21 protein-coding genes are annotated in these 24654 nt (G+C 69.1%); 9 read left to right on the top strand and 12 right to left on the bottom strand.

Annotation, left to right across the window (positions count from 1 at the left end; genetic code table 11):
- From ABI385_RS05445 to ABI385_RS05465, 5 genes are all read left to right on the top strand, one after another.
- Positions 1-559 (top strand): PRC-barrel domain-containing protein (locus ABI385_RS05445; RefSeq protein WP_348102730.1); only part of this gene is annotated, 559 nt, incomplete at its 5' end.
- Positions 560-614: 55 nt separating this feature from the next.
- The gene (locus ABI385_RS05450; protein WP_348102731.1) at positions 615-1406 is read left to right on the top strand and encodes a beta-phosphoglucomutase family hydrolase; all 792 of its coding nucleotides are present in this window, start codon (positions 615-617) and stop codon (positions 1404-1406) included.
- A complete protein-coding gene (locus ABI385_RS05455; protein ID WP_348102732.1) occupies positions 1403-3805 on the top strand; it encodes a glycosyl hydrolase family 65 protein in 2403 nt (800 codons plus the stop codon). Before ABI385_RS05450 ends, ABI385_RS05455 begins: the two co-directional genes overlap by 4 nt.
- Positions 3806-4113: 308 nt before the next feature.
- Complete coding sequence (locus ABI385_RS05460; RefSeq protein WP_348102733.1) at positions 4114-4431, top strand: MarR family winged helix-turn-helix transcriptional regulator; 318 nt, start codon at positions 4114-4116, stop codon at positions 4429-4431.
- A 57-nt stretch (positions 4432-4488) separates the two neighbouring features.
- Positions 4489-4980, top strand: a complete 492-nt coding sequence (locus tag ABI385_RS05465) for a universal stress protein (RefSeq protein WP_348102734.1) — start codon at positions 4489-4491, stop codon at positions 4978-4980.
- 101 nt (positions 4981-5081) lie between these two features.
- Here the strand turns inward: ABI385_RS05465 and thrS are convergent, their stop codons facing one another.
- The 10 genes from thrS to ABI385_RS05515 form a co-directional block, all read right to left on the bottom strand.
- Entirely contained in the window at positions 5082-7088 is a 2007-nt protein-coding gene (thrS, locus tag ABI385_RS05470) for a threonine--tRNA ligase (protein WP_348102735.1), read from the bottom strand.
- Positions 7089-7199: 111 nt separating this feature from the next.
- Positions 7200-8051 (bottom strand): MaoC/PaaZ C-terminal domain-containing protein, encoded by an 852-nt coding sequence (locus ABI385_RS05475; protein ID WP_348102736.1) that lies wholly within the window; start codon positions 8049-8051, stop codon positions 7200-7202.
- A 5-nt stretch (positions 8052-8056) separates the two neighbouring features.
- On the bottom strand, positions 8057-9442 hold the full coding sequence (locus tag ABI385_RS05480; RefSeq protein WP_348102737.1) for a 3-oxoacyl-ACP reductase: 1386 nt from the start codon (positions 9440-9442) through the stop codon (positions 8057-8059).
- A complete protein-coding gene (locus ABI385_RS05485; protein WP_348102738.1) occupies positions 9442-10770 on the bottom strand; it encodes an acetyl-CoA C-acetyltransferase in 1329 nt (442 codons plus the stop codon). The genes ABI385_RS05480 and ABI385_RS05485 overlap by 1 nt, the downstream gene beginning before the upstream one ends.
- 112 nt (positions 10771-10882) lie before the next feature.
- Positions 10883-11233: a hypothetical protein gene (locus ABI385_RS05490; RefSeq protein WP_348102739.1), complete on the bottom strand. Its 351-nt coding sequence runs from the start codon at positions 11231-11233 to the stop codon at positions 10883-10885.
- A 63-nt stretch (positions 11234-11296) separates the two neighbouring features.
- Positions 11297-12058, bottom strand: coding sequence for an SDR family NAD(P)-dependent oxidoreductase (locus ABI385_RS05495; protein ID WP_348102740.1), 762 nt, complete (start codon positions 12056-12058; stop codon positions 11297-11299).
- A gap of 128 nt (positions 12059-12186) precedes the next feature.
- Entirely contained in the window at positions 12187-13827 is a 1641-nt protein-coding gene (locus ABI385_RS05500) for a SulP family inorganic anion transporter (RefSeq protein WP_348102741.1), read from the bottom strand.
- Between the two features lie 90 nt (positions 13828-13917).
- On the bottom strand, positions 13918-14214 hold the full coding sequence (locus ABI385_RS05505) for a DUF3349 domain-containing protein (RefSeq protein WP_348102742.1): 297 nt from the start codon (positions 14212-14214) through the stop codon (positions 13918-13920).
- A gap of 5 nt (positions 14215-14219) precedes the next feature.
- Positions 14220-14480 (bottom strand): hypothetical protein, encoded by a 261-nt coding sequence (locus tag ABI385_RS05510; RefSeq protein WP_348102743.1) that lies wholly within the window; start codon positions 14478-14480, stop codon positions 14220-14222.
- The gene (locus tag ABI385_RS05515; RefSeq protein ID WP_348102744.1) at positions 14477-15478 is read right to left on the bottom strand and encodes an inorganic phosphate transporter; all 1002 of its coding nucleotides are present in this window, start codon (positions 15476-15478) and stop codon (positions 14477-14479) included. Before ABI385_RS05515 ends, ABI385_RS05510 begins: the two co-directional genes overlap by 4 nt.
- Before the next feature lie 352 nt (positions 15479-15830).
- Between ABI385_RS05515 and ABI385_RS05520 the strand changes: the two genes are divergently transcribed.
- Complete coding sequence (locus ABI385_RS05520) at positions 15831-16847, top strand: universal stress protein (protein ID WP_348102745.1); 1017 nt, start codon at positions 15831-15833, stop codon at positions 16845-16847.
- Between the two features lie 438 nt (positions 16848-17285).
- On the opposite strand, the gene ABI385_RS05525 is transcribed toward ABI385_RS05520, so the two are convergent.
- Positions 17286-17999, bottom strand: a complete 714-nt coding sequence (locus tag ABI385_RS05525; protein ID WP_348102746.1) for a CBS domain-containing protein — start codon at positions 17997-17999, stop codon at positions 17286-17288.
- Positions 18000-18199: 200 nt separating this feature from the next.
- Between ABI385_RS05525 and ABI385_RS05530 the strand changes: the two genes are divergently transcribed.
- A complete protein-coding gene (locus tag ABI385_RS05530) occupies positions 18200-19126 on the top strand; it encodes a universal stress protein (protein WP_348102747.1) in 927 nt (308 codons plus the stop codon).
- Between the two features lie 342 nt (positions 19127-19468).
- Here ABI385_RS05530 and ppdK read toward each other — a convergent pair whose 3' ends face one another.
- Positions 19469-22192 carry a pyruvate, phosphate dikinase gene (gene ppdK / locus ABI385_RS05535; protein ID WP_348102748.1) on the bottom strand — a complete coding sequence of 908 codons (2724 nt, stop codon included), beginning with the start codon at positions 22190-22192 and terminating at the stop codon, positions 19469-19471.
- 208 nt (positions 22193-22400) lie between these two features.
- Here ppdK and ABI385_RS05540 point away from each other — a divergent pair, with 208 nt between their 5' ends.
- Both ABI385_RS05540 and ABI385_RS05545 read left to right on the top strand, forming a co-directional pair.
- The gene (locus ABI385_RS05540; protein ID WP_348102749.1) at positions 22401-23798 is read left to right on the top strand and encodes a pyridoxamine 5'-phosphate oxidase family protein; all 1398 of its coding nucleotides are present in this window, start codon (positions 22401-22403) and stop codon (positions 23796-23798) included.
- A gap of 420 nt (positions 23799-24218) precedes the next feature.
- A partial coding sequence (locus tag ABI385_RS05545) for a transposase (protein WP_348102750.1) occupies positions 24219-24654 on the top strand: 436 nt, incomplete at its 3' end.

Raw genomic sequence — 24654 nt, forward strand, 5'->3', positions numbered from 1 at the left:
CCCTGCGGACGTCCTCACCGCACTGCGGTGGCGATTCTTGAAACTCGCGTCCGGATCGATCTGCGCGGTCCGAAGAAGAGCTCCGCAGTACTGCTCGAGGAGACGAATTTCGATGACAAGCAACAAAAAAGACACCCTCTACGCGCTGGGCGACCGCGGCAAGACGGTCGATGGATCAGCAAACGATGTCCGCGGCCGCGAGGTGAAGGACAAAGACGGCGACGGCATCGGCACAGTGGCCGACCTTCTCGTCGACGACCGAGAGAAGAAGGTTCGCTTTTTGCTGGTCGAACACGGCGGGTTCCTCGGCTTCGGCGAGAAGACAACCCTGATTCCCGTCGACGCGATCACCAAGATCACTGAGGACGAGGTTGTCATCGACCAGTCTGGGGAGCGGGTCGCTTCGGCGCCCGGTTACGACCCGGACCTCGTCGACGACCGGCCGCATCACGCCAGCATCTACAGCCATTACGGGTACACGCCATACTGGGGACCGGGTTACATCTATCCCTCGGGTCTTGCGATGGATCCGATGTGGCCTGCGCAGGACCGAAGCTGAGGGATCGTGCGAGCACGCTGCAACATCGTGTCGTGGGATCGCGGCAGGGCGCGCGGTGACTGACTTCCCTACGGGCCCGGTCCAGGCTGGTGCGTCGCTGGGACTGCCCGCGGCGACGCGCGCGTGCCTGTTCGATCTGGACGGTGTCCTCACTGATACGGCGACGCTTCACGCGGCGGCGTGGAAAGAGATGTTCGACAGCTATCTGAAGACGCGGGCCGAGAACACCGCCACAACGTTCGTGGCCTTCGACGCGGTGGCTGACTACGACACCTATGTCGACGGCAAGAGCAGGGCCGACGGCACCCGCTCGTTCCTGCGGTCCCGCGGTATCGACCTGCCGACTGGTTCCGAGGACGACCGGGCTGGTGCGCTGACGATCACCGGGCTCGGTGCTGACAAGAACGCGATCCTGCTGCGCAGGATCCGCCATGACGGTGTCGAGCCTTACCCCGGTTCGGTCCGCTACGTGCAGGCGGTGCGGGCGGCGGGCCTGCGCACGGCCGTCGTGTCCTCCAGCGCCAACTGCGCTGAGGTGCTCAGCGTCGCGGGCATCGCGGACCTGTTTGAGACGCGCATCGACGGGGTCAGCGTCGAAAAGCAGCATCTGGTGGGAAAGCCGGCGCCGGACACCTACCTTGCTGCGGCAAAGTTGTTGGGCGTCGAGCCTGGCGAGGCGGCAGTGTTCGAGGACGCCTTGTCGGGTGTGGCCGCGGGCCGAGCCGGCGGGTTCGGCTGCGTCGTCGGTGTCGACCGCGTCGGACAGGCGGACGAGATGCGCGCGCACGGAGCGGACCGTGTCGTGACCGATCTCGCGCAGCTGTTGGACAAGGTCGACCCTGCGTGATCACGCATCCGGCGTACGCAACCGAGCCGTGGTGTCTGCGTGAGACCGGCCTCGACCCGGACGTTCTGGCGCAGAGCGAGTCATTGTTCGCGTTGTCAAACGGGCACATCGGGTGGCGCGGGAACCTCGACGAGGGCGAGCCGCACGGCCTTCCCGGCTCATACCTGAACGGTGTTTATGAGGCACGACCACTGCCCTACGCCGAGGCTGGTTACGGCTACCCCGAGGCAGGCCAGACGGTCATCAATACCATCAACGGCAAACTGATCCGCCTACTCGTCGATGACCAGCCCTTCGATGTCCGCTACGGACAGCTTGTCGCGCACGAGCGGGTGCTGGACTTCCGCACCGGGCTGTTACGCCGCGAGGTCGAGTGGGTGTCTCCGGGCGGACAGGGCGTGCGGGTGCGCTCGGCGCGGCTGGTGTCGCTGGTGCAGCGCTCGGTGGCCGCGATCTGTTATGAGGTCGAACCGCTGGATGCCGCGGTGCGGGTGGTGCTGCAGTCGGAGCTGGTGGCCAACGAGACGTTGCCGGCCTTTGCTGGGGACCCGCGCGAGGCAGCCACATTGCTGTCACCCCTGGTGTCCGAGAAGCACGCCTGTGACGGGACGGCGGCGTCGCTGCTCCATCGCACGACGGTCAGTGGTCTGCGGCTCGGGGCGGCGATGGAGCATCAGCTCGACGCGCCCGCCACGCTGCAGGTTGCGAGTGAGAGCTTCCCCGATCTGGGTCGGGTGACCATCACGGCCACGCTCGAGCCTGGGCAGCGGCTGCGGCTGGTCAAGTTCGTCGCCTACGGCTGGTCCGCGGTTCGCTCGCAACCAGCGGTCGCCGACCAGGTCGCGGCCGCGCTGACCGTCGCCGTGCAGACGGGCTGGGAGGGGTTGGTCGCCGAGCACGGCGCCTATCTGGACGACTTTTGGGCGCGCGCCGATGTCGAGGTCGAGGGCGACATGCGAATACAGCAGGCGGCGCGGTTCGCGCTGTTCCACGTCCTGCAGGCCAGTGCCCGGGCCGAAGGACGGGCCATCGCGGCGAAGGGGTTGACCGGGCCGGGGTATGACGGGCACGCGTTCTGGGACACCGAGACATTCGTCCTGCCGCTGCTGAGCTACACCGCTCCACGGGCGGCGGCCGACGCGCTTCGTTGGCGATACTCGACCCTGCCGAAAGCGCAGACCCGTGCCGCGCAGCTGGGCCTGAAGGGAGCCGTCTTCCCCTGGCGCACGATCGCCGGTCACGAGTGCTCGGGATACTGGCCCGCCGGTACCGCCGCGTTCCATCTCGGGGCGGATATCGCCGACGCGGTGGTCCGCTACGTCAACGTCACCGGCGACGAGGCGTTCGAACGCGACATCGGCGTTGAGCTGCTGACCCAGACCGCCCGGCTGTGGTGCTCGCTGGGTCACCACGACGCTGGGGGACAGTTTCGGATCGACGGGGTTACCGGCCCCGACGAGTACTCGGCCGTTGCGGACAACAACGTCTATACGAACCTGATGGCCCAACACAATCTCGTCTCGGCCGCCGATGTCGCGCAGCGCTTTCCCGACCGGGCGCGAGATCTGGGCATCACCGCCGCGGAGATCGCCGGCTGGCGCGACGCGGCGAAGGCCATGGTGATTCCGTATGACGAGGCGTTGGGAGTCCACAGTCAAGCCGAGGGGTTCACCAGCCACGAGATCTGGGACTTCGACGCCACTACCGATGGACAATATCCACTGCTGCTGCATTTCCCGTACTTCGACCTCTACCGCAAGCAGGTCGTCAAACAGGCCGACCTCGTGCTGGCGATGCATCTGCGCGGGGAAGCCTTCACGGCTGCGGAGAAGACCCGCAACTTCGCCTATTACGAGGCCCTCACGGTGCGGGACTCCTCGCTGTCGGCCTGCACTCAAGCGGTGCTCGCCGCCGATACCGGTCACCTGGAGCTCGCGTACGACTACCTGACCGAGGCGGCGCTGATGGATCTGGACGATCTCGAGCACAACACCCGCGATGGGCTGCATCTTGCGTCCTTGGCCGGGACCTGGATCGCCCTCGTGCCGGGTCTGGCCGGGCTGCGCCAACGCAACGGAAGCGTCGCCTTCGCCCCCCGCCTTCCGGCCGGGATCGCCCGGCTCACCATCACGGTCTGTCTACAGAGCAGTCGGCTGAGGGTTGAGGTCACGTCGAGCACGACCACATATCGAATCCTCGATGGGCCACCCCTGTCTCTCGTGCATGACGGGCAACACGTGACGGTGTCTGCCAGCCGCCCGATCAGCGTGGCCAACCAGAAACCACCGACTATCCCCCCGCCGACCCAACCTCGACACCGGGCGCCCCAGCCTCATCAACGAGTCGACGAAGCTCGTGAGGCCCTTGCGGTCCGCTCGCGTGCCGGTCATCTTCCGTGACGACCACGACCCGGCCACACGAGGTCCCTCCACACGTCCGGCGTGGGTTGGATGACGCGCAATGCCCACTCAGATGTCGCGGACCAAGACGGTGCTGACCGACCACGTCGAGCCGGCTAGTGTCAACAACCGGTAGTGGCGTCGGACTGGTGCGACATGTTGTCCGCCAAGGGCTTGACCGCGGTCGAGATCAGCGGTGGTGCCGGTGACAGCCGTGTCTCATGTCGATCTGTTGCCAACCGTATGCACGAAACGCTAAACTAGCAAAGGGTTGCTAGAATAACTCTGCTGGAAGAGGCTTTCCCAACATGGCCGAGTGGAGTTTCATGACGAACCACGGGCGAGCGTTGGTATGCATCGCTAACGACCCCGGTATGCGGCTGAGGGACATCGCAAGCGTGTTGCTGATCACCGAACGCAGCGCCTACGGAATCGTCAATGACCTGACCGAAGCCGGCTATGTCACCAAGGAACGCGACGGCCGCCGCAACCGGTACCAGGTGCACGGGCACCTGCCGCTACCCGACCACATCGGCCGGGCCCGGACCGTCGGCGAAGTCCTCGACCTGCTCGTCGGCGACGGCATCTCAGCCGGTGTCGAGGACAGGGACTCATCGCCTTCCTGACCCACCCAAACCCCAGCACCGTCCGTGTGCACCAAGCATTCCCACCTGAGGAGAGTCATGACCGAACAGTCGAACGCCAGCCACGTGGTCGTGGGAGTGGACGGGTCACCCGCGTCCATCGAGGCGGTGCGGTGGGCCGCCCGCTACGCCGGGATGACCGGCGCCGACCTGGAAGCGGTGACGAGCTGGGAGCCGCCCACCAGCTACGGCGCTGGGCTCGGGCTAGGGGCGAGCTTCGACACCCTGGACATCGACTGGCAGGGCATGGCGGTGACCAGCCTGAACGAGGCATTGGTGCAGGCCCTGCCGGACGGTCACGAAGCCGTGAAACGGAGTGTGGTGTGCGGCCACCCAGCAGCCGCCTTGCTCGCCGCTGCCAAAGGCGCAGACCTGCTCGTCGTCGGCTCACGCGGCCACGGCGGATTCGCCGGGATGCTGCTCGGATCGGTCAGCACCCACCTCGTGGCCCACGCACCGTGCCCCGTGGTGGTGGTCCGGCAGCCGACCGCCCCGGCCGACGACCCCGCCCGCGAGCCAGTGAGGCCTTGACCTCGATCCCCGGCGCGATCGCGTGACTGGGGCTGCTGCGCCTGAGAAGATGTCGAACTGCCCTCTGCAACAGGAGAATCGGGAATGTGGACGTCCTGGAGTCAGGCAGTCGGCGCGGTCGTCACCTGTGCCTTCGTCGCGATGGCGCCGATGATCTCGGTGACCGCCTCGTCCACCGGGACGCCGTTGCGCTGCGAGCCGTCCCGATAGCGGAACGACACCGCTCCCGCAGCCCGGTCGTCCTCCCCCGCGATGAGCACGTAGGGCACCTTGGACTTGCTGGCATTACGGATCTTCTTGGGGAACCGGTCGTCGGACGCGTCCAGCTCGACCCGAACTCCCTTGCGGCGCAGCTGGTCCAGCACGTCCTGGAGGTAGTCGGCATACTCCTCGGCAACCGGGACACCGAGTGCCTGCACCGGCGAGAGCCACACTGGGAACGCGCCGGCGTAGTGCTCGACCAGCACGCCGATGAATCGTTCGATGGAGCCGAACTTGGCCGAGTGGATCATCACGGGACGCTGACGTGACCCGTCGCTGGCCTGGTACTCCAGCTCGAACCCGCGCGGCTGGTTGAAGTCGTACTGCACCGTCGACATCTGCCAGGTCCGGCCGATGGCGTCGCGGGCCTGGACGGAGATCTTCGGGCCGTAGAACGCCGCGCCGCCGGGGTCGGGCACCAGCTCGAGCCCGGTCTCGACCGCCGCGCGCTCGAGCACCGCGGTGGCGTCGGCCCACTCCTCGTCGGTCCCGATGAACTTGTCGGGCTTGGAGTCGTCTCGGGTGGACAGCTCGAGGTAGTAGTCGTCCAGCCCGAAGTCGCGCAGCATGCTGAGCACGAAGCTCAGCAGGTGCTTTACCTCGGCCTCAGCGCCCTCGACGGTGACGTAGGAGTGCGAGTCGTCCTGCGTCATCCCTCGCACCCGGATCAGCCCGTGCACCACACCGGACTTCTCGTAGCGGTAGACCGATCCGAACTCGAACAGGCGCAGCGGCAGCTCGCGGTACGAGCGGCCGCGGGAGCGGTAGATGAGGTTGTGCATCGGACAGTTCATCGCCTTGAGCCGGTACTCCGAGCCCTCCATCGCCATCGGCGGGAACATGGTGTCGGCGTAGTACGGCAGGTGGCCCGACGTGTGGAACAGGCCGTCCTTGGAGATGTGCGGAGTCCCGACGTAGTCGAAGCCCTCCTCGATGTGCCGGCGGCGGACGTAGTCCTCCATCTCGCGCTTGACCACGCCACCCTTAGGGTGGAAGACGGCCAGCCCGGACCCGAGCTCGTCCGGGAACGAGTAGAGGTCGAGCTCGATGCCGAGCTTGCGGTGGTCGCGCGTCTCGGCCTCCGCCAGCCGGTCGAGGTAAGCCTTGAGGTCGTCCTTGCTCGGCCACGCGGTGCCGTAGATGCGCTGCAGCTGGGGGTTCTTCTCCGAGCCGCGCCAGTATGCGGCGGCCGACCGGGTCAGCTTGAACGCGTTGCCGAGCATCTTGGTCGTGGGCACGTGCGGTCCGCGGCACAGGTCACGCCAGGCCAACGAGCCGTCCCGCCGGTGGTTGTCGTACATCGTCAGCTCGCCGCCGCCGACTTCAGCTTCCGCTCCTTCGGCGGCGTCGGCGACCGCGTCGCCCTGGCTGCCCTTGAGACCGATCAGCTCGAGCTTGTATGGCTGGTCGGCCAGCTCCGCCCGGGCCTCGGCCTCGCCGACGACCCGGCGCGAGAACGTCTGGCCCTCGTTGACGATCTTCTGCATCGACCGTTCGAGCGCCTTGAGGTCGTCGGGCGTGAACGGGATCTCGACGTCGAAGTCATAGTAGAAACCGTCACGGATCGGTGGGCCGATGCCGAGCCTGGCCGCCGGGTTGACCTGCTGGACGGCCTGGGCCAGAACGTGGGCGGCCGAGTGTCGCAGCACGGACAGCCCGTCCGGGGTGTCGACCTGAACCGGTTCGACCTGGTCACCGTCCGCCAGCACGCGGGCGAGGTCGACGAGGTGACCGTCGATCCGCGCCACCACGACGGTCCGGTCTGCCCCGAACAGCTCGCCGGCGGTGGTCCCCGCCGCAACCGATCGCTCGCTTCCGGCGACGGACACGGTGATGGGGGCAGGCATGGCAGAGCTCTCCTCGCGGTGGGTGGTGGCCTCGGTGTTGCGGCCGCGTTCCAGGCTATCGACCGGTCTCGGGCCACCGTGACACAGTTCCGATGCCGAGGGCGGGCTTGTTCAGGTGAGCGCGGTCACCAGGTGCTCACCGTCACCCGTCTCCGGGAGTAGAGCGGCCAACGACGCGTCTGGACTGACGTTGAGTACCGTGCTGCTAGGGAGGGAAACCGGCTTGCGGAACCAGACCGTCGACGTCCCGGCGTACGGAACGCGCGGTCCGAGGTCGGCCAGGACCCGCGCATACGTGAACATGCCGTGCGCAATCGCCCGCGGGAACCCGAGGGCTCGAGCGGTCAGCGCATGAAGGTGGATTGGGTTGACGTCACCCGACACCGCGGCATACCGGCGTCCGGCGTCCTCGCCGAACCGCAGTCGCGGCCCACCCAGTCGACTGCGTAGGGCGGAGATGTCCGGCGGGCCCGGTTCGGTGACGCTCTCGTCCCCCGGGCCCCGCGCGAGGTAGGTGCTGACCCCGCGCCACACCACCTCCTGCGCGTCGGCCGTGATCTCTGTGACGAGGTCGACCAGGCGACCCCGCCGGTGCGGGCGCAGCCTTTCGGCGTGGACCTGGACGTCGACCGTCTCTGTGTAGCTCAGCGGTCGCGTCCACGTTATGGCGTTCTGCACATGGACGAGTCCGACGAGCGCCACCGGGAAGTCGCGCCGGGCCATCACCGCGGCCTGCAGCGGGAACCCGAGCAGGTGCGGCCATGGCATCGGTGGGTGGGCGCCGACGGTAAATCCGCACAGGTGCGCGTAGTCGACCACCGCGTCGGGGTCGACCAGGACGCCCAGGCGGCGGGCGGTGACATCGGGGACGGACGAGGAGGTATGCCGGGCGGCGAGGACCGCTCGGGCGAACAGTGCGGCGAGGTCGGGCGCGGCGTCGAACGAGAGAACCGTCGCTGTCATCGCGCTCAGGCCCCGAGCAGGCTCTGCCCGCAGACCCGGATGACCTGCCCGGTCACCGCCGAGGAGCCAGGCTGGCTGAGCCAGGCAATCGTCTCGGCGACGTCAAGCGGCAGCCCGCCTTGCTGAAGGGAGTTCATCCGCCGGCCGATCTCGCGGGTGGCGAACGGGATCTTCGCGGTCATCTCCGTCTCGATGAAGCCGGGTGCGACGGCGTTGACCGTGATCCCCCGCGCCCGCACCTGCGCCGACAGCGCGGTGACCAGGCCGATGATCCCGGCCTTGCTCGCCCCGTAGTTGGTCTGGCCCCGGTTGCCCGCGATCCCCGCAATCGACGCCACGCAGACCACGCGTCCCCCGTCGCCCATCCCACCATTCACGTCCTGCCTGTCACGCCTGTCACGCCTGTCATGCATGTCATGCATGTCATTGCCGAGGATCGCCTCGTTCATCCGCAGGACGGAGCGCAGGTTGACGTCCAGGACAGTGCCCCAACGGGACTCGTCCATGTTGACGAACAGCTTGTCCCGGGTGATACCGGCGTTGTGGACGACGACGTCGAGTGATCCGTGCCGACTGGTCGCCGCCTCGACGATCCGCTGTCCCGCGTCGGCTGCCGTGACGTCCACTTGCAAGGCCTGGCCCCGGATCTCGTTGGCCAGGCGGGCCAGCGCGTCGCCCGCAGCGGGGACGTCCACCGCGACGACGGTGGCGCCGTCCCGCGCCATCACCCGGGCGATCTGCGCGCCGATGCCGCGCGCGGCGCCGGTCACGACGGCGACCTTGCCGTGGAGTGGGCGAGCCGGGTCTGCGTCCTGGCCTGGTGGTGGGGCCGCGCTCTCGTCGACCACGACCACCTGCCCGTCGACGTATGCCGACCGCCCGGACAGGAAGAACTCCACCGTCGCCCGCACGCCTGCGTCGGCGTTCCCTCGTGCCAGGACGAGGTTCGCGGTCGCACCGGCACGCAGCTCCTTGCCGAGCGAACGCACCGCGCCTTCGAGGGCCCGCTGGGTGGTCACCTGTGCCACGTCGGTCAACGTGGCGGGGTCCGTGCCGACGACGACGACCCTGCCGTTGCGTGCCAGCCGCTTGACCGCAGGAGCCGCGGTTGTCCGAAGCTGGTCGAGCTCGCCCGGGTCGGTCGCTGCACTGAGGTCGATGACGACGGCCCCGATCCGGCCCGCAGTCTCGTCACCGTCCCCCGTTACGGCGAGCCCGAGGTCTCGCAGCGACCGACGCAGGCCGTCCTCGAACCGCCCACCGCCGGCGACCAGCACCGGGCTGTCACAGAGCGGTCCGCCGGGCTCGTACCTGCGAAGCGTCGTCGGCTGGGGGACCCCGACCCTCTTGGCCACCCGGGACGTCACGAGAGATGCGAACAGGTCGGGCATCACGCCGCCTCGAGGATGGCGACGACGCCCTGGCCGCCGGCCGCGCAGACGGAGATCAGTCCTCGAGCGCCGGAACCCTTCTCGTGCAACGCCTTCGCCAACGAGGCGACGATACGCCCGCCGGTCGCCGCGAACGGGTGCCCCGCCGCCAGCGAGGATCCGTTGACGTTGAGCCGAGTCTGGTCGATAGCTCCCAGGGGTTCGTCGAGGCCGAGGCGGTCAGTGCAGAACTGGGGGTCCTCCCAAGCGGCCATCGTCGTGAGGACCGTCGCCGCAAAAGCCTCGTGCATCTCGATGAGCTCGAAGTCCTGGAGCTTCATCCCGACGCGAGCGAGCAGCCGTGGCACGGCATACGCAGGGGCCATGAGCAGGCCCTCTCCCCCGTGCACGTAGTCCACGGCCGCCGCCTCGGCGTCGACCAGGTGAGCGAGAGGCGTCAGTCCGTGGGCCGACGCCCAGTCGTCGCTGCCGATCAGGACGACCGAGGCTCCGTCGGTGAGCGGCGTCGAGTTGCCGGCCGTCATGGTCGCCCCGTCGCCCTTGCCGAACACCGGTCGCAGACCCGCCAGCTTCTCCACCGAGGTGTCCGGTCGCAGGTTGGTGTCGCGCGTGACGCCGAGGTAGGGGGTGACCAGGTCGTCGAAGAACCCTCGGTCGTACGCGGCCGCGAGGTTGTGGTGACTGCGCACACTGAGCTCGTCCTGGGCCTCGCGGGTGATCCCCCACTCCTTGGCGGTGAGGGCCATGTGCTCGCCCATCGACATCCCCGTGCGCGGCTCGACGTTGCGCGGTGCCTGCGGGGCGAGGTGGGCGGGCCGGATCGTCGCCAGAGCCTTGACCCGGTCCAGCGACGAGCGGGCCGCGTTGGCGCGCAGCAGGGCCTTCCGCAACCCCTCGCTGACGGCGATGGGGGCGTCTGAGGCGGAGTCCACGCCGCCGGCCATCGCGGACTCGACCTGGCCGAGGCGGACCTTGTTGGACACCAGGATCGCCGCCTCGAGGCCCGTCGCGCAGGCCTGCTGCACGTCGTATGCCGGTGTGGCGGCGTCGAGCGATGACCCCAGCACACACTCACGGGTCAGGTTGAAGTCGCGACTGTGCTTGATCACCGCGCCGGCCGCGACCTCGCCGAGGCGCTCGCCGGCGAGACCGGTGCGAGCGACCAGGCCCTCGATCGCGGCGGTGAGCATGTCCTGGTTGGACGCCTTGGCGTAGGCGCCGTTGGCTCGCGCGAACGGGGTCCGGTTGCCGGCCAGGATCGCGGCCCGGCGGGGGCCGGAGGCGGCCGTTCTCGAGGTGCGTCGGCGTGGGGAGGGGGTGGGAGGCACGGTTGGCTCCTGCGTGAGGCGCCCGATGCCCCAAAGAGCATCGGTCAGTCGGTGGTCGGGCGGCTTCCGACCCTAACCGGTGGGCGTCCTCGAAGGTGCCCGGTGTGACCGGTCAGTCGGTGATCACGCCGACCGTCAGCTCGTCGCCGACGGTGACGTCGCCCGGGACCGGCACCGAGGCATAGAGGCCGGGGCAGTTGCCGGCCCGCGCGGTGACCTCGAGCTCGGTGCTGCCGATCCGCAGCCGGCGCCCGACCAGGGCATCGAGCTCGGCCGACGGGAGGTCGACGACGAGGTTGGCGCGCGGGTGGAGGTCGACGTAGTCCTCGACCGCCACGAGGTGGACTGGTGACTTCTTGCGTCGGTCGCCGTCGAGGCCATCGGGCGAGACGAACGACGAATGCAGCGCCTGGCCCGGCTGGTCCTGGTCCGGGTAGATGAGGATGCTGGAGACACGCGCCATGCATCACACGCTAGTGGAGCGCGCTGACGGACCGAGCGCGTTCGCCCAGCCATATCCCGGGGTCTAGCGAGCGAGGTAGCCGCCGTCGATGGGGTAGAAGGTTCCCGTTGCGAAGGACGCGCCGTCACTGGCCAGCCACGCCACCAGCTCGGCCACCTCGGCGGCTTCTCCGAGGCGCTGGAGAGCGTGCTGGCCCGCGAGAACGTCGAGGGTCTCCTGGTCGAGGTTGTCGTCCAGCAGCGGGGTGCGGATGAACCCGGGTCCGACGGCGTTGATGCGGATCTGGTCGGCGGCACACTCCCACGCGGCCACCTGGGTGAGCCCGACGACGCCGTGCTTTGCCGCGGTGTAGGCGCTTGCTGAGGCGAACCCCACTGAGCCGAGGACCGAAGCCATGTTGATGATCGAGCCCCCGCGGCCGCCGTGACGCATCGCCCTGATCGCCGCGCGTTGGGTGAAGAAGACCCCGTCGAGGTTGACGCCGGTGACCTGGCGCCACTGCTCGTCGGTGTAGTCAGCGCTGGACGCTGCTGCTCCGCCGATGCCCGCGTTGCAGACGGCGATGTCGACGTGGCCCAGGGTGTCGAGTACGTCCTGCATCGCGGCGTCCACCACCGCCGAGTCGCTGACGTCGACGACCGCGCTGTGTACTCGGTAGTCGTAGTCCTCCAGCTCCTTGATGACGAGGTCGAGGCCGCCCCGATCGAGATCCCAGATCGAGATGTCGGCACCGGAGCGGGCCAGGGTGTGGGCACAGGCCCGCCCGATGCCCGAAGCACCTCCGGTGATGACGGCGACCTTGCCACCGAGTCCGTACGTATTCATCGTGCACTGCCCTTCGTCGGGTGCTGAGGCTTCTCATGCTCGTTCACGCAGGCGTTGCCCACTAGGGCCGAAGGGCCCGACGGTCGCCCGCGACCTGGCGACCCGGTTCCGAGCTGAGTGCCCGCGCCTCATGTCGGCTTGAGTCGATCGCAGGCTTCGTAGGCGTCGAGGACGGCACCTGGTGTGGGATAGCAGTCGGAACTCGACGGTGACAAGAGGCCTTGCGCGGTGAGCTGCTCGAGGACGGCTGCATCGGTGCCGGAGAACACGACCCGTGTGCCCTGCTCGGAGAACCGTCCGATGGCCCGACGCAGTGTCTGTGCAGCAGTGAAGTCGATATCGCTCAGCGCGGTGCAGTCGATGCAGAACCAGTCGAGCGCGGCGGTGGATGACGCGAACGCGGCGAGGTCGGCGGCGAGCTTGTGCGCGTTGGCGTAGTAGAGGCTGGACGGGAACCGGTAGATCACCAGACCCTCTCGGGTCCTTACCTCGGCTGTGGCGGGGACCGCAAGCCAGTGCCCGCCCGGCTGCCGCGTCAGCACCTGGGTGCGAGGTGCGTACCCGTGCCGCAGGTGGTCGACTATCGAGGCGAGCATGGCGAACGCGATGGCCTGCTCGACACCGAAGACCACAACGGCTGCCGCTGTGAGCAACGCCAACGCGAACTCGATGCGTCGGACCCGCATGATTTCCGCAAGGCCCTTGATGTCGATGAGCTCGACCCCGATGAGGAACACGACCGCCGCGAGGACGGCGACGGAAAGGTGCGCCAGCGGGGCGCTGGCGAACAGCAGTACCAGCAGGACGACGACACAGCAGCTCAGCTGCGCCAGCTGGGTGCGCCCGCCGGCGCTGTCCACCATCTGGGTCTTGGTCGGGCTGCCGTTCACAACGAAGCTCCCCGTGAACGCGGCGACGCCGTTCGCCGCTCCGAGCGCCAGCAGGTCGGCGTTCGGATCGAGGTCTTCGTTGTACGTGTTGGCGTAAGCGCTGGCGGTGGCCACCGACTGCGCCAAGATCACCGCCGCCATCGCCACGGCGGTCAGCGCCAGTGCCGAGGTGTCCTGCGCGGTCACTGCTGGAGCTTGCAAAGGGGGCAGGCCACCGGGGACAGGGCCGATGACGTCGACACCGTGCGAAGGGAAGTTCCAGAGCACGCTGACGACGATGGAGACGGTCACGGCGAGCAGGGCTGCCGGAACCCGCCTGGCGACCCTGCGGAGCAGCGGAACACCGAACAGCACGGCCGCTGCGACACCTACTGTTAACAGGGACGCGCGCGGCAGAGCCGCTACCGAACCAATGAGCTTGCCGATGGCATTGTCGGCGTGGACAGTGACGCCGAGCAGCTCCGGCAGCTGGCCTGTCGCCACCGACAAGCCGACACCGGAAAGGAAGCCGACCAGGACAGTGCGGGACAGGAAGTTAGCCAAGAAGCCGAGGCGGGCCACCCGTGCGACCACCAGGAGCGCGCCGGTGACGAGCGTGACGAGAGCGACGAGCTGCACATAGCGGGGTGACCCCGGTAACGCAAGAGCTGCGACGCCGGCCGCCAAGATGGCCGCCGTCGCGGAGTCGGCGGCTACGACCAAATGACGGGATGAGCCCAGCACGGCGAAGACCGCCATCGGCAAGAGCATGGTGTAGAGCCCGGTCTCGACCGGCATGCCGGCGATGCGCGCGTAACCCAGGACTTCAGGGATGCCTAGCGCGGCGAGACTGAGTCCGGCGAGCGCCTCCCTGGGGACGCGCTGCAATGTGATCGGCAAGACGCCCTGCAACAGGGGAAAGCGAAAAGGTCTAGCAGCAGCAGTGTCCCCGCTCGGACCCACGGCGCCGCCCATCTTTGCCACGGCTGGCTACTGCGCGGGTGGTGTGGCGGGCGAGTCTCCCGCAGAGAGGTGTGCCTGGACACGGGCGATGTCCGCGTCGGTGGGCACGACGCTGCTGGCGCTCCGGATGGCGGCTTCAATGGCATCGGCGGTGGCGGCGTCGCCTCTGGCGGCCAGCTCGCGGGCGACCAGGGCGACCTCCTCGGGTGAGAGCTGTCGGCGCAGCAGGGCGAACAGGGGTTGATAGTCGTGGACGGGTACCCCGTCCGGGTAACCCTCGCGCAGGAAGGTCACTACGGACTGCATGGAACGCGCCAAGGCCATGGTCATCAACCCCTGACCAGCACAGTGATGCCGCAGGCCGCGCAGACCAAGATGATCAGGAAACAGACCACGGCCAGCGCGATGCTGGCCACTCGGCGGGGCGGGAGACGACCCTGGGCGTGAGAACCGGGAAGGTCACCGTCCCCGGCTCCGGCGGGCGCCAGCGCGCGCAGGCCAATGGCGAACAAGGCCGGCAACCCGGCACCAACGAGCAAACCGACCACGCACACCCTGGCGACGGCGCTGAGGTTGATCCAGAAGCTCATCCGCCTGATCCCGTCTGCGACGGTTCCGAGGGCTGGACGGGTCTCGGTGCATGGCTGGTATTCCGCGTACCACGCCCGGTCCAGTCGGCATTGACGTTGGCCGCGGTGACCGCGTCCCGGCGGGCAGCCGCGAACACCGCGGCACTACCGGCCAGGAGGCATACGAACAGGACGATCACACCGACAGACTCTCCTAACGCGATGGTGACGGCGTAGGCGCCGACGACTCCTGCGGCAGGCAAGGTGAGCAACCAGGCCAGGACCATCCTCCTTGCGACGTGCCAGCGGACCTCCGCGCCACTCTTGCCGACCCCGCTGCCCAGTATGGAGCCGGTGGCCACGTGAGTGGTCGACAGCGCATACCCGAAATATGAGGAGACGAGGATGATCGCTCCGGACGCGGTCTCTGCGGTGAGCCCCTGGGGTGGGTCGATCTCCACCAGCCCCTTGCCCAGGGTGCGGATGACTCGCCAACCACCGAAGTACGTGCCGGCGCTGATCGCGACAGCGCAGCTGACGATTACCGACGTAGGAGCCTTGACGCCCGTGGCCAGCGACCCGTTCGCAATCAGGGCGAGGGTGATGATGCCCATCGTCTTCTGGGCGTCATTCGTCCCGTGCGCCGGGGACACCATCGAGGCCGAGCCGATCTGGCCGAGCCGGAACCCGCGGTCCCGCGTTCGGCTGTCAATGCCCCGGGTGATCCGGTAGACCAGGTAAGTCCCGATCGCGGCCACCACTCCGGCGATCAGGGGGGACAGCACCGCGGGGAGCAGGACCTTGGAGACCAGGCCGCTGGCGATCGTCGCGGCGACGCTGAAGGACAGGAATGCCCCGACCAGGTTGAGAACGCCGGACAGACCGACCGCGACCTTCGGTGGCAGAGCGCCGGTCGCGATCGACGTCGCCATCGCATTGCCGGTGTCGTGAAAGCCGTTGGTGAAGTCGAACGCCAGCGCCGTCACCACCACCAAGACCAGCACCAGGTCGTTGTTCACCGCACGCTCAGCACCTGGCGCACCGTGCCCGGGGGCCGGGCCACCACGTCTGATCGGTTCGAGCGGCGAGGCATGTGGCGTCTCCCAATAGCGTGGGATCACCAGGGCGTTCGGCGCGAGCAGATGCTCTCCGAGCACAGCAGCGGACGGCCGTACTCTCCGAACCAGGTCTTCCTGACCGACACGGACGCTACACCAGGCGGGGTCCATCATGCGCCTTCCTCGGTTGCGAAGGTCACCGCCGTGTCAGGCGGCACGTTAGTGCCGCTCAACGTGCCCTGGCAGGGACCTGGCAGGGCCACTCGGCCGGAGCCGCGAAGCCCGCCCTTCGCCCACTCAGCTCGAACCACGGTTGGCCCCTCCCTACAAACCTGTAAAGAGGGACCAACGACCCTGTCCATCCGACGAAGGAGGCGGCACCCTGGGCTCATCCAGGTCCAGCCACAAGGGCCGGAAAGACTCAGGAGGCCTGACCATCAGCTGGACACCGGGTCCGGAGCCCATCGTCGTCGGCGTCGACGGTTCGCAGTCGAGCGACCTGGCGGTCGACTGGGCCACGGACGAGGCAACCCGCAGGAACCTGCCTCTGCATCTCCTCAACGCGTGGAGCGCGGACTTCTCGGCCGAGCTGATCGGGTCACTCCTGCCCGTGTTCGAGCGGGAGTCCTCGGACACGCTTCAGGCGGCGGCGGACCGGGCCCGGGCGATCAACCCGGAGGTCCGAATCACCCCTCGTTCAGAGCGTGTCGGATCGGCCGCGGCGCTGGTGAACGCCTCCCTCCAAGCCGACACGGTGGTCCTCGGGAGCCACGGCGTGGGTGCGGTCGAGCGGGTTTTCGCCGGGTCGACGTCCATGCAGGTGGCGGCCCACGCGCACTGCCCTGTCGTCGTCGTCCGCGAGGCGCGGGACGGTCAGGCCGGGGTCCGGCACGTCGTCGTTGGCATCGACGGTTCTGCGGCTTCGATGGAGGCGGTGGCCTACGCCGTCACGCAGGCGGCTCAGCGAGGATGCGCCCTCACCGTCGTGCATGCCTGGGAGGTAGGGCTGGTGGAAGGGACGATGGCCCTGAACGCGCCGATCGAGGTGTGGGAGGGGTTCGAGGACGAGCGGGTCGCCATGACCGCCGAGGCCGTCGCGGGGTGGGCGGAGAAGTGCCCTGAGGTCAAGATCCACACGAAGGTCGTCCGTGGTCGTCCCGCCGCTGCGCTGGTCGAGGCGTCGGCCGGTGCCGACCTCCTCGTGGTCGGCTGCCGTGGCCACGGCGGCTTCCTGGGCCTGCTGCTGGGGTCGGTGAGCCGCGCCGTCCTGCAGCTGGCACCATGCCCTGTCGCAGTGGTGCGCCCGAGTCACGACCGGCGCACCTCGTAAGCGCGTCGTCGGTCACACCGCGTCCCGCTTCTGGCTCTGGGACGAGGGACGGGGTGGGGGTGCCCTGGCTGGGGGCACGGACGGAACCGGCCAGGGCTGGGGGCACGGACGGAACCGGCCAGTTCTGCCGACGGAGTGACGAGAACCTCTGCGCGTCCACGTCCTGACCCGCGGGGGGACGTTGGCGGGGCCGGCCATCTGGGTGTCGAAGCTGCCTCCGATGGAGTACGCGCCACCGATCTGTTCCAGGAGCGACGGTTGCGCACGGCACCGCCAACACCCGGCAGGACGGTGAGGAGTACCTGCGTCTTACCGCCCGTTACCTGGTCAAGGCCGAGACCACGGCATACCCCAGGTCCGACTCTCCTACCGCCCTGTCCGACGTGGCGGTGGGTCCGGCGGACGATCTCGTCGACCTCCAGAGGGAAACGCGGATCGTCACAGCTCGTCCACCGCCGACCCGCTCGAGGGCGGACAGACCCAGGCCTTCACCGGCCAGGCCGGCGGAGCGGCGGCCGACGGTCGGCTTGATGGACGGTTGGAGTCGTCGTGCTCGACCATGTGTACCGCGCGGTGTACCGCGCGCACGCCCGCAACCGTGGCCGCGAGTGACGCCGCCGCCTCCGCCGCCCGGTCCGGCCCGGGTCCGGTGATGGTGACGATGCCGTCGGTCACCGTGGCATCCCAGGCGGGTTCGAGGTCTTTCAGCAGCCGGTTGACGTCCTCCTCGATGACGTCGTCATCCCGGGACATGGCCCGGATGATGTCACTGCGGCTCACGACGCCGACGAGCTGCTGGTCGCGCATCACCGGCAGGCACTTCCACGCGGTCCGGTGGAAGAGCTCGGCGACGTCGGCGACGTCGGCGTGCTCGGACGTCGTCTGCGGCGGCCCGGAGATCAGGTCCGCGACGCTGGCCGGCCCCCGCTCGGGCGAGGCGAACGAGACCGGACGCAGGTGGGCGCGAGGGTCCGGCGGTTCGGGTAGTCCCAACAGGTCCGCCTCGCTCACCACACCCACCAGATGGTTCTCGGCGTCCACCACCGGGAGCATCGTCAAGCGCTCTTTCGCGAGCAGGTGCACCGCGACCTCGGGCCGGGCGTCGTCACGGACCGTGAACGCCGGGCTCGTCATGATCTCGCCGACCAACATCTCTGCTCCTTCTCGTGACGCGGCGACGCCGCATATGTCTTCACTATCGAGCCCGGCGGAGGCCGTGAGCAGGGACGAAGGTCCCCCCGCTCGGCCGCGGCCTCGGCGGCCTCGGCGGCCTCGACGGTTCCGGGACCAAAGGCCCTCGTCCGCACGACGCTGGTTCGCCAGACTGGCCTCACCTAGTGAGAGGTCCGCGAATGGACACCCATCAACATCCTCAGGCGGTCGTCGTTGGCGTCGACGGTTCGGTGACAGCCGACCTTGCGGTTGCCTGGGCGGCGGAGTACGCGGGCGCGCTCCGGTCCCCGCTGCGGATCGTGACCGCATACCCTCCGGACGCGTCGGCGGAAGAAATCAGGGCCGCAACCGATGACGGCCGAAAGGCTGGCACGCATGCGCTGCGTCTCGCCTGGCAGCACCTGGACGACGCAGCCCGATCGGCGACAACGGCCCTCGGCCCAGACCTGCAGCTGGAGACGGTGCCTGTTCCCGGGTCGCCGACCTCTGTGCTCCTGGACGAGTCGCAACGAGCCGCCATCCTCGTGGTCGGGTCACGGCGCCTCGGGCGCGTCCACCGCGTGTTCTCGGTCTCCACGGGAGCGACGAGTGCCGCGAAGGCCGCGTGCCCGGTGGTCGTCGTGCGGGAGGCGGTCAGCCGCTCCCTGAGCGGGACCCGGGTGGTGGTCGGGGTCGAGGGACCGGACTCCGGCAGCGCGGCGGCGTTCGCCTTCGAGCAAGCCCACCGTTTCGGCGCCGGCCTCACCGCTGTGCATTCTTGGACTCTCAACTCAGCCGATCTCGGGTCCCTCGTCTCGCCGCAGGCGCAACGCCAGAGGCTGCAGACCAGATCCCAGGCGCTCCTCGACGAGGTACTCACGCCGCTGGCCGCCGCATACCCGGACGTGGACGTCCGTCGGTATGTCGTGGAAGGGTCCGCACCCGAGCGACTGGTGGAGCTGAGCGAGAACGCGCGGTTGCTCGTCGTCGGGAGCCGCGGCCTGAGTCCCCTGTCGGCCATGGTGCTCGGCTCCGTGTCACGCGAGGTGGTCGCGCACGCCCACTGCCCGGTCGCCGTCATCCATGCGCGCAGCGCGCGACGGCCTACTGCGCTCGCGCAAAGCTGACCGGAGGCTAACTGCGTCGAGGACGGACTGCGTCACAGGAGTTTCGACTCTGCCTCGTCACCCGGGCTTGACGCATCGACGTGGCAGTCGAAGCGGGGGTGATGTCCGCATTCATCGTCACCGCGACTCCAACTGGGCGACGAGGCGAGGTCGTGGGCCTCCTGCACGGTGGTGGCGGACAGCGACGCGAAGCCCGTCTGACGAACCCCCATCACGCAGCACTGGCCGCCAAGATCGAGAGACGCTGTGTCGCAATGGATCTCGCTGCCACATGGACGGCCGGGTGGGCCAAAAACCTTGGGTGCGCAACAGTCTCCCTATCTATGCGGCTGGCCCTCCCGTTCAGCGGGTGTCCGAGCCCGCGTCCACGCGCTCGGCCAGGACGGCCGCCCGGCCGGCCTCCAGCCTGGCTACCGGCACCCGCGGTGGTGAGCACGAGACGTAGTCGAGCCCGAGGTCTGCGCAGAAGCGCACCGAGGCCGGGTCGCCACCGTGCTCCCCGCACAGGCCCAGGCCGAGGCCCGGCCGGGCCCTCCGACCCTCCTCGCACGAGATGTGCATCAGCCGGCCGACTCCGCGCTCGTCCAGCGTGTCGAAGGGGTCGAACGACAGCAGGCCCTGCTGCCGGTAGAGCCCGAGGAAGCTGGTCTCCGCGTCATCGCGGGAGATCCCCCAGGTGGTCTGGGTGAGGTCGTTCGTGCCGAAGGAGAAGAAGTCGGCGCTCCGGGCGAGGTCACCAGATGTCAGGGCCGCCCTCGGCAGCTCGATCATCACGCCGATGGGCACACTGAGACTGATACCGCGGCGGGCCGACACCTCGGCGAGCGCCGCCTCGATCCGCGTGCGGGCCTGCTTCAGCTCCTCCTCGTCACTCACGAGCGGGACCATGATCTCCAGTCGCGGGTTGAGCTGTCGCGAGAGGAGCTCGGCCAGGGCGTCGGCGAGGGCGCGGACCTGGGCGTCGAGCAGCTCGGGGACGACCGCGAGCAGCCGCACCCCACGAAGCCCGAGCATGGGGTTGACCTCGTGCCAACGGCGGACCACCGCGAGCAGGTGCTCCAGGCCGGTGTCGTGCTGGCCGCGCTCTTCGATGACCGCCACTCGCGTGGACAGGTCGACCAGGTCGGGCAGGAACTCGTGCAACGGTGGGTCGAGCAGCCGCACGACCACCGGGAGCCCGTCCATCTCCTGAAGGATCTCGAGGAAGTCGTGTCGCGTGAGCTCTTCGATTTTGGCCAGGGCCTCCTTGCGGCCGCTGTCGGTCACCACCTTTTCGACGAGCTCGCGCCGGTCACCCAGCAGCATGTGCTCCGTGCGGGCCAGGCCGATGCCCTGGGCGCCGAAGGCCTTGGCCGCCTTGGCGTCGGCGAGGGTCTCGGCGTTCGCGCGCACCCCCAGGTGGCGGCACAGGTCGGCGTGCGCCAGCAGGCGGACGACGGCCTCAGCCATGGGGTCCTCGGTGGCGGGTGCCTCCAGCACGGTCGTCGCCTGGAGTGCGGCCGCCACCGGGCTGGGCCGCACGTCGCGGCGCCCGCGGCATACCTCTCCCGTGCTCCCGTCGACCGAGACGACGTCACCCTCGGCGAGGAAGAGTCCGTTCAACAACACGATCCGCCGCTCGCGCACGTCGATCTCCAGGTCGCGGAGCCCGGTCACGCACGCGCGACCCAGCCCGCGGGCGACGACGGCGGCGTGCGAGGTCAACCCACCGCGCGAGGTGATGACCGCTTCGGCGACGAGCATGCCCGCCAGGTCGTCAGGGCTGGTCTCCGGTCGCGCGAGCACGACCTTGCGCCCCTGCGCGGCGACGATGACTGCGGTGCCCGAGCTGAAGACCAGCTCGCCCACGGCAGCACCCGGGCTGGCGGCCAGACCGGTCGCGACGATGTCGCTCGTACCGCCGGGTGCGAACTGCGGGTGCAGCAGGGACTGCAGCTGACCCCCGTCGACGCGCACGAGGGCCTCGTCCATGTCGATGTAGCCGGCGTCGACGAGGTCGACCGCGATCCGGAAAGCCGCGGCCGGACTGCGCTTGCCGACCCGAGTCTGCAAGATCCACAGGTGAGCGTCCTCGACGGTGAACTCGACGTCGCACACATCGGTGTAGTGGCGCTCCAGCGTCTCCAGGTGCCGCAGCAGCTCGGCGTGGACTGTCGGCTGCAGACGGGCGAGGTCGTCGAGGGAGAGCGTGACGCGGCTGCCGTTGACGACGTCCTCACCCTGGGCGTTCGGCAGGTAGTCACCGTAGGCGCCGGGCGCACCGGTGGCCGGGTTGCGCGTGAAGCAGACGCCGCTGCCGCTGTCGGTTCCGGTATTGCCGTAGACCATCTCGATGATGTTCACGGCCGTGCCGAGGTCGTCGCTGATCCCCTCGTGCCGGCGGTAGAGCCGGGCGCGGTCGCCGTTCCATGACTCGAACACCGACCGGATCGACCGCACGAGCTGCTCGTGCGGGTCCTGGGGCAGGTCCTCGCCGCTGTGCTCGACGAGAATGCGCCGGAACTCGGCCGTCAGGGCCTGCAACGTGGCCGCGTCGAGACCACTGTCGTCCGCGACCCCGTGCGCTTCACGGGCACGTGAGAGGGCATCGTCGAAGAGGTCCGCTTCGACGCCGAGGACGGTGCGACCATACATCTGCGTCAGGCGTCGGTAGCAGTCCCACGCGAAGCGCTCGCCACCACGGACGACCAGACCGGGCAGCGTGGCGTCGGTCAGGCCCACGTTGAGGATCGTCTCCATCATGCCGGGCATCGAGAACCGGGCGCCGGACCGCACCGAGACCAGGAGGGGGTCGTTGCTGTCGCCGAAGCCCCGCCCGGCCTCGATGACGAGCTCCCGCAGCCGCTCGAGAACGAGCTCCTGGAGCTCGGCCGGCTCCTTCCCGTCGACCAGATAGGAGCGGCACGCCTCAGTGGTGATGACGAAACCGTGCGGCACCGGGAGCCCGAGCCGCGTCATCTCCGCCAGGTTCGCGCCCTTCCCACCCAGCAGGTCCACCATGCTGCGGTCGCCGTCGTGCAGGCTCATCACCAGCGGGGCGCGTACGCCCTGGGTCAACGTGGTCACGGGTTGTCTCCTCATCACAAGTGCTCGGGGGCACGGCTCTGTCTGCCTCGCGTCCCACGCTCCCTTGTCGTATGCCGCGTCGACAGAGACCTTGGTCCCGGCGTTGCGGGCCGGGGACCCTGACGTCAGACAAGAGGGACCTTTGACCCTGGGCGCTCGCCTCCCGAGCCGTCACCGTGGCAGGACCGATCAACGGTAGGAGTTCTCTGTGAGCGAGTCAGCACGCGTGGATGATCCAGTCGGACCCGTGGTGGTCGGCTGTGACGGGTCGTGGCCAGGTGGCCAGGCCGTCATCGCCGCGGCCACCGCCGCCCGGCGACGTGGTGCGCCGCTGAAGCTCCTGGTCGTGGAACGGCCACCTGACACCGCGACAGAGGGCCGCAGCGACGCCGCGGCACGCGCCCGGTACGTGGGCAGGACCGCCCGGATGCAGGCGCTGAGCGCCGAGCCGGGCGTCGTGACCGAAGTAGTCCTCGTCAGTGACGTCCGCGACGCGCGCGTCGACCAGCTCGCGAGCCAGGCCGGCCTGCTGGTCCTGGGCTCCTACGGAGCCGGCGGTCAGGTGGCCCTGTCGCTGGGATCCACGAGTGAGGCCCTGGCTCGGGCCTTTCGCTGCCCGCTCCTGCTGCCGCACGCCCGGGTCGGGGAGTCCCTGCGTGCGGGCACCCGGCCACCCACGGTCATCGCCGCAGTCAGTCGTGACGACAGCGCCCGCCGCGTGGTGTCCGCTGCCGCCCGGGAGGCGGCCGAACGGCACGTCCCCCTCCTCATCGTCCACACGCTGTCGATGCACGACGCCGCCGAGTTCACGAGTGAGCAGGACTGGGTCGCCACCCTGGTGGACGCGGTCGATATCCCCTCGTGGTTGCCGCACCGCACCGTCGTCACGGTCGCCGACCCGGTCGCCGCCATCCTCGATCGCGTCGAGCCCGACGACCTGGTCGTCGTCGCCACGAGGGGCGAAGGCCGCCTCGCCGGCCTCGTCTCCGGCTCGGTGACCCGGGCGCTGCTCGACGCTGGACGGTGCGACGTCCTGGTCCTCAGCCACGGTGTCGTCAGCCACGGCGCGGCTCACCCCATCGCCGGCCCGGTGTCTCATCCGTCGCACGTCGACATCCCGGCGGCCCTCGCGACGCTCTCAACCACCGAGTGCTGGTCGTTCCTGCGCAGTGCTGCCGTCGGACGGCTCGGGGTCTCGGTCGACGGCCGTCAAGACATCTTCCCCGTCAACCACGTAGTGAGCCGCGAGTCCGTCGTCTTCCGGACGGCGCAGGGCTCCAAGCTCGACGCCTCCGTGGACCACCCGGTGGCCTTCGAGGTCGACGGGTTCGACACGGCCACCGGTGACGCCTGGAGCGTCGTCGTCAAGGGCATCGCGCGCGAGCTACGCGACCGTGACGAGCTCATCCGCGCGTTGCGGCTGCCCATCACGCCCTGGCCGGGGGGCCTGAAGCCACGCATCGTCCAGATCGACCCATACCCGGACTCCGGCGCCGTCACCGGCCGCCGGTTCCACGTCTTCGGCGGGCTCACTGCAGTGACCAGCAGCGCCCGGGAGGGTTGGCTCACGGCGCCGAGTCCCGACCTGGCCCCGGCCCACCCCTGACGGCGCCGGCTGGTGTGACTTCGCGACTGAGGTGCAGGGTGTGGGGCCGGGGGCTCCTGACCGCCTCGCCAGCCGCACACCGGGATGATCGGCATAAGGGAAACGGCCGATGGTGTGGAAGTAGCTGGCTCATCCGTCGCTGAGCGCGAGGCGGCTGAAGATCCCACGTACCCGTCCGGCCAGCGCAGCCGGGCCGGGTAGTCCAAGCAGTCCCGGTCGGGCTAGGGAGCGACCTGACCAAACCGCTGGCGAGCAGCCTGCCGAGAGACCCCTAGAGCGAGCCCGATACGCGTCCAACTGTGCCCCCGAGCCCTGGACAGCGCGACAGCCTCAGTCAGCCGCGCCTCGGTGGCTCGCAGCGTCTCGGCTGTCTCGGCACAGGGGCCTGCTCGGCCTATCCGACAGTTGTGGGAGGCCCCGGTGTTTACAGAGCGTACGAGTGTTGGTCTGGATGTGCATGCCCGGTCGGTTGCGGCGGCGGCGATCGACGGGGTGACTGGCGAGGTGTTCAAGGCGCGGCTGGTGCCGACGCCGGAGGTGATCACCGCGTGGATCGCCGCCTTGGCGGGTCCGTGCGCGGCGGTGTACGAGTCCGGCCCGACAGGGTTCGGGTTGGCCCGGGCCCTGGCGGCGGCCGAGATCCGGTGTGAGGTCGCGGCGGCCTCGAAGCTTCAACGGCCGGCCGGGGACCGGGTCAAAACCGACGCCCGTGATGCGCTGCATCTGGCCCGGTTGTTGCGCCTGGACGAGGTGACTTCGGTGCGGGTGCCCACCGTGGCCCAGGAGTCGGCGCGGGATCTGGTGCGGTGTCGGGAGGCGGCCCGGGCGGACCTGATGCGAGCACGGCACAGGCTCT

This window comes from Lapillicoccus sp., from assembly GCF_039935575.1.
Classification (GTDB): domain Bacteria; phylum Actinomycetota; class Actinomycetes; order Actinomycetales; family Dermatophilaceae; genus Lapillicoccus.

What these genes read in the sequence shown, in the direction of transcription:
- ABI385_RS05460 (WP_348102733.1), top strand. Translation starts at nt 4,114, where the DNA reads ATGGCCGAGTGGAGTTTCATGACGAACCACGGGCGAGCGTTGGTATGC.
- ABI385_RS05465 (WP_348102734.1), top strand. Translation starts at nt 4,489, where the DNA reads ATGACCGAACAGTCGAACGCCAGCCACGTGGTCGTGGGAGTGGACGGG.
- thrS (WP_348102735.1), bottom strand. Translation starts at nt 7,088, where the DNA reads ATGCCTGCCCCCATCACCGTGTCCGTCGCCGGAAGCGAGCGATCGGTT.
- ABI385_RS05475 (WP_348102736.1), bottom strand. Translation starts at nt 8,051, where the DNA reads ATGACAGCGACGGTTCTCTCGTTCGACGCCGCGCCCGACCTCGCCGCA.
- ABI385_RS05480 (WP_348102737.1), bottom strand. Translation starts at nt 9,442, where the DNA reads ATGCCCGACCTGTTCGCATCTCTCGTGACGTCCCGGGTGGCCAAGAGG.
- ABI385_RS05490 (WP_348102739.1), bottom strand. Translation starts at nt 11,233, where the DNA reads ATGGCGCGTGTCTCCAGCATCCTCATCTACCCGGACCAGGACCAGCCG.
- ABI385_RS05495 (WP_348102740.1), bottom strand. Translation starts at nt 12,058, where the DNA reads ATGAATACGTACGGACTCGGTGGCAAGGTCGCCGTCATCACCGGAGGT.
- ABI385_RS05505 (WP_348102742.1), bottom strand. Translation starts at nt 14,214, where the DNA reads ATGGCCTTGGCGCGTTCCATGCAGTCCGTAGTGACCTTCCTGCGCGAG.
- ABI385_RS05510 (WP_348102743.1), bottom strand. Translation starts at nt 14,480, where the DNA reads ATGAGCTTCTGGATCAACCTCAGCGCCGTCGCCAGGGTGTGCGTGGTC.
- ABI385_RS05525 (WP_348102746.1), bottom strand. Translation starts at nt 17,999, where the DNA reads ATGTTGGTCGGCGAGATCATGACGAGCCCGGCGTTCACGGTCCGTGAC.
- ABI385_RS05530 (WP_348102747.1), top strand. Translation starts at nt 18,200, where the DNA reads ATGGACACCCATCAACATCCTCAGGCGGTCGTCGTTGGCGTCGACGGT.